The sequence below is a fragment of the Rhizobacter sp. P3_B12 genome, assembly GCF_056402895.1.
Genome location: NZ_JBFUGN010000372.1, coordinates 1 through 5,520, shown reverse-complemented (window position 1 = coordinate 5,520; position 5,520 = coordinate 1). Strand labels below are relative to the sequence as shown.

The 5,520-nt window shown below is 65.0% G+C and carries 7 protein-coding genes and 1 tRNA gene; all 8 read left to right on the top strand.

What is annotated here, in order from left to right; translation table 11 throughout:
* Positions 1–109 precede the first annotated feature (109 nt).
* Positions 110–194, top strand: a tRNA-Leu gene (locus AC1D01_RS18755).
* Between the two features lie 61 nt (positions 195–255).
* Positions 256–615 (top strand): NADH-quinone oxidoreductase subunit A, encoded by a 360-nt coding sequence (locus AC1D01_RS18750; RefSeq protein ID WP_477868903.1) that lies wholly within the window; start codon positions 256–258, stop codon positions 613–615.
* Positions 616–619: 4 nt separating this feature from the next.
* Positions 620–1,096, top strand: coding sequence for a NuoB/complex I 20 kDa subunit family protein (locus AC1D01_RS18745; protein ID WP_047502926.1), 477 nt, complete (start codon positions 620–622; stop codon positions 1,094–1,096).
* Between the two features lie 8 nt (positions 1,097–1,104).
* Complete coding sequence (locus AC1D01_RS18740; protein WP_477868901.1) at positions 1,105–1,701, top strand: NADH-quinone oxidoreductase subunit C; 597 nt, start codon at positions 1,105–1,107, stop codon at positions 1,699–1,701.
* Positions 1,702–1,725: 24 nt separating this feature from the next.
* Positions 1,726–2,991, top strand: a complete 1,266-nt coding sequence (locus tag AC1D01_RS18735) for an NADH-quinone oxidoreductase subunit D (protein ID WP_477868899.1) — start codon at positions 1,726–1,728, stop codon at positions 2,989–2,991.
* Positions 2,988–3,470: an NADH-quinone oxidoreductase subunit NuoE family protein gene (locus tag AC1D01_RS18730; RefSeq protein ID WP_477868897.1), complete on the top strand. Its 483-nt coding sequence runs from the start codon at positions 2,988–2,990 to the stop codon at positions 3,468–3,470. Before AC1D01_RS18735 ends, AC1D01_RS18730 begins: the two co-directional genes overlap by 4 nt.
* A 20-nt stretch (positions 3,471–3,490) precedes the next feature.
* Complete coding sequence (gene nuoF, locus AC1D01_RS18725) at positions 3,491–4,858, top strand: NADH-quinone oxidoreductase subunit NuoF (protein ID WP_477868895.1); 1,368 nt, start codon at positions 3,491–3,493, stop codon at positions 4,856–4,858.
* 23 nt (positions 4,859–4,881) lie between these two features.
* The coding region (locus AC1D01_RS18720; protein ID WP_477868893.1) for an NADH-quinone oxidoreductase subunit G at positions 4,882–5,520 on the top strand (639 nt) is incomplete at its 3' end.

The window sequence follows — 5,520 nt, the reverse complement described above, 5'->3', positions numbered from 1 at the left end:
GTGCTGCACTGCGGTGCACAGCGCGTAAACCCGAGGTCTTTGAGGTTAGAATTTACGGCTGTTCGGTAAGCCAGTCCTCATGCCAACCGAACAGCAATTTTTGAGTGCAGCCGTCGTGGTGAAATTGGTAGACACGCTATCTTGAGGGGGTAGTGGCGAAAGCTGTGCGAGTTCGAGTCTCGCCGACGGCACCAGATCTTTGAACGAGGCACTTACCCAGTGCCTTGTTTGTTTCAAGACCGCTCAAACCACACCATGAACCTCGCTCCCTACCTGCCCGTCATCCTGTTCATCCTGGTCGGCGTAGGGGTAGGCGTAGCGCCTCAGGTGCTCGGTTTCCTGCTGGGTCCGCACAAGCCGGACTCCGCGAAGAATTCCCCCTACGAATGCGGCTTCGAGGCCTTCGAGGACGCGCGCATGAAGTTCGACGTGCGCTACTACCTCGTCGCGATCCTCTTCATCCTGTTCGACCTGGAAATCGCGTTTCTCTTCCCGTGGGCGGTGTCGCTCAAGGAGATCGGCCCCGCGGGCTTCTGGTCGATGATGGTTTTCCTCGGCATCCTCGTCGTCGGCTTCGCCTACGAATGGAAAAAAGGCGCCCTGGACTGGGAGTAATCAGATGAGCATTGATGGCGTTCTGAAAGAAGGCTTCGTCACGACCAGCGTCGACACGCTGATCAACTGGTCGAAGACCGGATCCCTGTGGCCGATGACCTTCGGCCTCGCGTGTTGCGCGGTCGAGATGATGCATGCGGGTGCGGCCCGCTACGACATCGACCGCTTCGGCATGCTGTTCCGCCCCAGCCCGCGCCAGAGCGACCTGATGATCGTCGCCGGCACGCTGTGCAACAAGATGGCGCCGGCGCTGCGCAAGGTCTACGACCAGATGGCCGAGCCGCGCTGGGTGCTGTCGATGGGCTCGTGCGCCAACGGCGGCGGCTACTACCACTACAGCTACTCGGTGGTGCGCGGCTGCGACCGCATCGTGCCGGTCGACGTCTACGTGCCCGGCTGCCCGCCGACGGCCGAGGCGCTGCTGTACGGCGTGCTGCAGCTGCAGACCAAGATCCGCCGCGAAAACACCATCGCCCGCTGAAAGCCTGCATGAGCAAACTCGATACCCTGCAGGCTGCGCTCGAAGCGGCCTTTGCCGGCAAGATCAAGCGCCTGGTGCGCGACCGCGGTGAACTCACGCTGACCGTCACCGCCGAGCACTACGCCGCGGTGGCGCTCGCGCTGCGCGACGACCCCACGCTGCGCTTCGAGCAGCTGGTCGACCTGTGCGGCCTCGACTATTCGTCGTACAAGGACCAGCCGAACGAAGGCCTGCGCTACTGCGTGGCCTCGCACCTGCTGTCGATCACGCACAACTGGCGGCTGCGCCTGAAGGTGTTCGCACCCGATGACGACCTGCCGATGGTGGCGTCGGTCAACGAGATCTGGAACTCGGCCAACTGGTTCGAGCGCGAGGCCTTCGACCTGTACGGCATCCTGTTCGACGGCCACGTCGACCTGCGCCGCATCCTGACCGACTACGGCTTCATCGGCCACCCGTTCCGCAAGGATTTCCCGACCTCCGGGCACGTCGAGATGCGCTACGACCCCGAGCAGAAGCGGGTGATCTACCAGCCGGTGACGATCGAGCCGCGCGAGATCACGCCGCGCATCATTCGCGAAGACAACTACGGTGGCCTGCATTAGAGGCTCGCGCCTCGAGGCAACGACATGGCAGAGATCAAGAACTACACGCTGAACTTCGGCCCGCAGCACCCGGCCGCGCACGGTGTGCTGCGCCTCGTGCTGGAGCTCGACGGCGAGGTCATCCAGCGCGCCGATCCGCACATCGGCCTGCTGCACCGCGCGACCGAGAAGCTCGCCGAAAGCAAGACCTACATCCAGTCGCTGCCCTACATGGACCGCCTCGACTACGTGTCGATGATGGCCAACGAGCATGCGTACTGCCTGGCCATCGAGCGCCTGATGGGCGTCGACGTGCCGCTGCGCGCGCAGTACATCCGCGTGATGTTCTCCGAGCTGACCCGCATCCTGAACCACCTGCTGTGGCTGGGTGCGCACGGGCTCGACTGCGGCGCGATGAACATCCTCATCTACTGCTTCCGCGAGCGCGAGGACATCTTCGACATGTACGAGGCGGTGTCGGGTGCGCGCATGCACGCGGCCTACTTCCGCCCGGGCGGCGTCTACCGCGACCTGCCCGACACGATGCCGCAGTACAAGGCCTCGAAGGTCCGCAATGCCAAGGCCATCGCACGGCTGAACCAGAACCGCCAGGGCTCGCTGCTCGACTTCATCGAGGATTTCAGCAAGCGCTTCCCGAAGAACGTCGACGACTACGAGACGCTGCTCACCGACAACCGCATCTGGAAGCAGCGCACCGTCGGCATCGGCGTCGTGAGCCCCGAGCGTGCGCTGAACCTGGGCTTCAGCGGCGCGATGCTGCGCGGCTCGGGCATCGCCTGGGACCTGCGCAAGAAGCAGCCCTACGACGTCTACGACAAGATGGACTTCGACGTGCCGGTCGGCGTCAACGGCGACACCTACGACCGCTACCTGGTGCGCGTCGAGGAGATGCGCCAGGCCAACCGCATCGTGCAGCAGTGCGTGGACTGGCTGCGCGCAGACTCGGCGAAAGGCGCCGGCCCGGTGATCACCGCGAACCACAAGGTCGCGCCGCCCGGGCGCGTGGACATGAAGTCCAGCATGGAAGAGCTGATCCACCACTTCAAGCTCTTCACCGAAGGCTTCCACGTGCCCGAGGGCGAGGCCTACGCGGCGGTGGAGCACCCGAAGGGCGAGTTCGGCATCTACATCGTCAGTGACGGCGCGAACAAGCCGTACCGCCTGAAGATCCGCGCCCCCGGCTTCGCGCACCTGGCCGCGCTCGACGAGATGGCCCGCGGCCACATGATCGCCGACGCCGTTGCCGTGATCGGCACCATGGACATCGTGTTTGGAGAGATCGACCGATGATTTCGGAATCGACCCGCGTCCGCTTCGACCGCGAAGTGGCCAAGTACCCCGCCGACCAGAAGCAGTCCGCCGTGRTGGCCTGCCTGGCCATCGTGCAGCAGGAGCAGGGCTTCGTCTCGGCCGACAGCGAGAAGCTGATCGCCGAGTACCTCGGCATGCCGCCGATCGCGGTGCACGAGGTGACGACCTTCTACAACATGTACAACCAGCAGCCGCGGGGCAAGTTCAAGCTCAACGTCTGCACCAACCTGCCGTGCCAGCTGCGCAGCGGCCAGACCGCGCTCGAGCACCTGTGCGGCCGGCTCGGCGTCGAAGAGGGCGGCACCACCGCCGACGGCCTCTTCACCGTGCAGAAGAGCGAATGCCTGGGCGCCTGCGCCGATGCGCCGGTGATGCTGGTCAACGACCGCCAGATGTGCAGCTTCATGAGCGAACAGCGCCTCGACGAGCTCGTCGACACGCTGCGCGCCGCGAAATGACGGGAAACGGGAACCGAACCATGTCGCAATCCCTGTTGGACCTCTCGAAGTTCCAGTCCACCGGCGCCGAGACCTGCTTTCACGGCCGCCACATCGGCGCGCAGATCTATGCCGACCTGAACGGCAGCAACTGGTCGCTGAAGGACTACGTCGCGCGCGGCGGCTACCAGGCGCTGCGCAAGATCCTGACCGGTGAGTTTCAAGGCGCCACCGGCGAGCCGATGACGCCCGAGCAGGTCATCGCCGAAGTGAAGACCTCCGGCCTGCGCGGCCGTGGCGGCGCAGGCTTCCCGACCGGCCTGAAGTGGAGCTTCATGCCGCGCCAGTTCCCGGGGCAGAAGTACCTCGTCTGCAATTCCGACGAAGGCGAGCCGGGCACCTGCAAGGACCGCGACATCCTGATGTTCAACCCGCACATCGTCATCGAAGGCATGGCGATCGCGGCGTTCGCGATGGGCATCAGCGTCGGCTACAACTACATCCACGGCGAGATCTTCGAGGTCTATGACCGCTTCGAAGCCGCCCTGGAAGAAGCCCGTGCGGCCGGATTCCTCGGCGACAGGATCCTCGGTTCGAACTTCAGCTTCCAGCTGCACGGCGCGCACGGTTTCGGCGCCTACATCTGCGGCGAAGAGACCGCGCTGCTCGAATCGCTCGAAGGCAAGAAGGGCCAGCCGCGCTTCAAGCCGCCGTTCCCGGCCAGCTACGGCCTGTACGGCAAGCCGACCACGATCAACAACACCGAGACCTTCGCCGCGGTGCCGTGGATCATCCGCAACGGCGGCCAGCCCTACCTCGAGATCGGCAAGCCGAACAACGGCGGCACCAAGATCTTCTCGGTGGTCGGCGACGTCGAGCGCCCCGGCAACTTCGAGGTGCCGCTGGGCACGCCGTTCTCGAAGCTGCTCGAGCTCGCCGGTGGCGTGCGCAAGGGCCGCACGCTGAAGGCGGTGATCCCCGGCGGTTCGTCGGCGCCGGTGCTGCCGGCCTCGATCATGATGGACACGACGATGGACTACGACGCCATCGCGAAGGCCGGCTCGATGCTCGGCTCGGGCGCCGTCATCGTGATGGACGAYTCCCGCTGCATGGTCAAGAGCCTGCTGCGCCTGTCGTACTTCTACATGCACGAGAGCTGCGGCCAGTGCACGCCGTGCCGCGAAGGCACCGGCTGGCTGTTCCGCATGGTCGACCGCATCGAGCACGGGCAGGGCCGCATGGAAGACATCGAGCTGCTGAACTCGGTGGCCGACAACATCCAGGGCCGCACCATCTGCGCGCTCGGCGACGCCGCCGCGATGCCGGTGCGCGCGATGATCAAGCACTTCCGTGATGAGTTCATCCATCACATCGAGCACAAGACCTGCGCGGTCGCGGTCCACGCCTGAGACCCGTCCCGGGGCAACACGACATGATTGAAATCGAACTCGACGGCCAGAAGGTCCAGGTCACCGAAGGCAGCATGGTGATGCATGCGGCCGACAAGGCGGGCACCTACATCCCGCACTTCTGCTATCACAAGAAGCTGTCCATCGCGGCCAACTGCCGCATGTGCCTGGTCGACGTCGAGAAGGCACCGAAGCCGATGCCCGCCTGCGCCACGCCGGTGACGCAGGGCATGATCGTGCGCACCAAGAGCGACAAGGCGCTGAAGGCCCAGCAGGGCGTGATGGAGTTCCTGCTGATCAACCACCCGCTCGATTGCCCGATCTGCGACCAGGGCGGCGAGTGCCAGCTGCAGGACCTGGCCGTCGGCTACGGTGGGTCGTCGTCGCGCTACACCGAAGAGAAGCGCGTCGTCTTCCACAAGGATGTCGGCCCGCTGATCTCGATGGAAGAGATGAGCCGCTGCATCCACTGCACGCGCTGCGTGCGCTTCGGCCAGGAAGTGTCGGGCGTGATGGAGCTCGGCATGATCCACCGCGGCGAGCACTCCGAGATCACCACCGTCGCCGGCGATACCATCGACAGCGAGCTGTCGGGCAACATGATCGACATCTGCCCGGTCGGCGCGCTGACCAGCAAGCCGTTCCGCTACAGCGCCCGCACC

Bases quoted from the DNA above. Each gene is read 5' to 3' on its own strand.
- AC1D01_RS18750 (WP_477868903.1), top strand. From the start codon at position 256: ATGAACCTCGCTCCCTACCTGCCCGTCATCCTGTTCATCCTGGTCGGC.
- AC1D01_RS18745 (WP_047502926.1), top strand. From the start codon at position 620: ATGAGCATTGATGGCGTTCTGAAAGAAGGCTTCGTCACGACCAGCGTC.
- AC1D01_RS18740 (WP_477868901.1), top strand. From the start codon at position 1,105: ATGAGCAAACTCGATACCCTGCAGGCTGCGCTCGAAGCGGCCTTTGCC.
- AC1D01_RS18735 (WP_477868899.1), top strand. From the start codon at position 1,726: ATGGCAGAGATCAAGAACTACACGCTGAACTTCGGCCCGCAGCACCCG.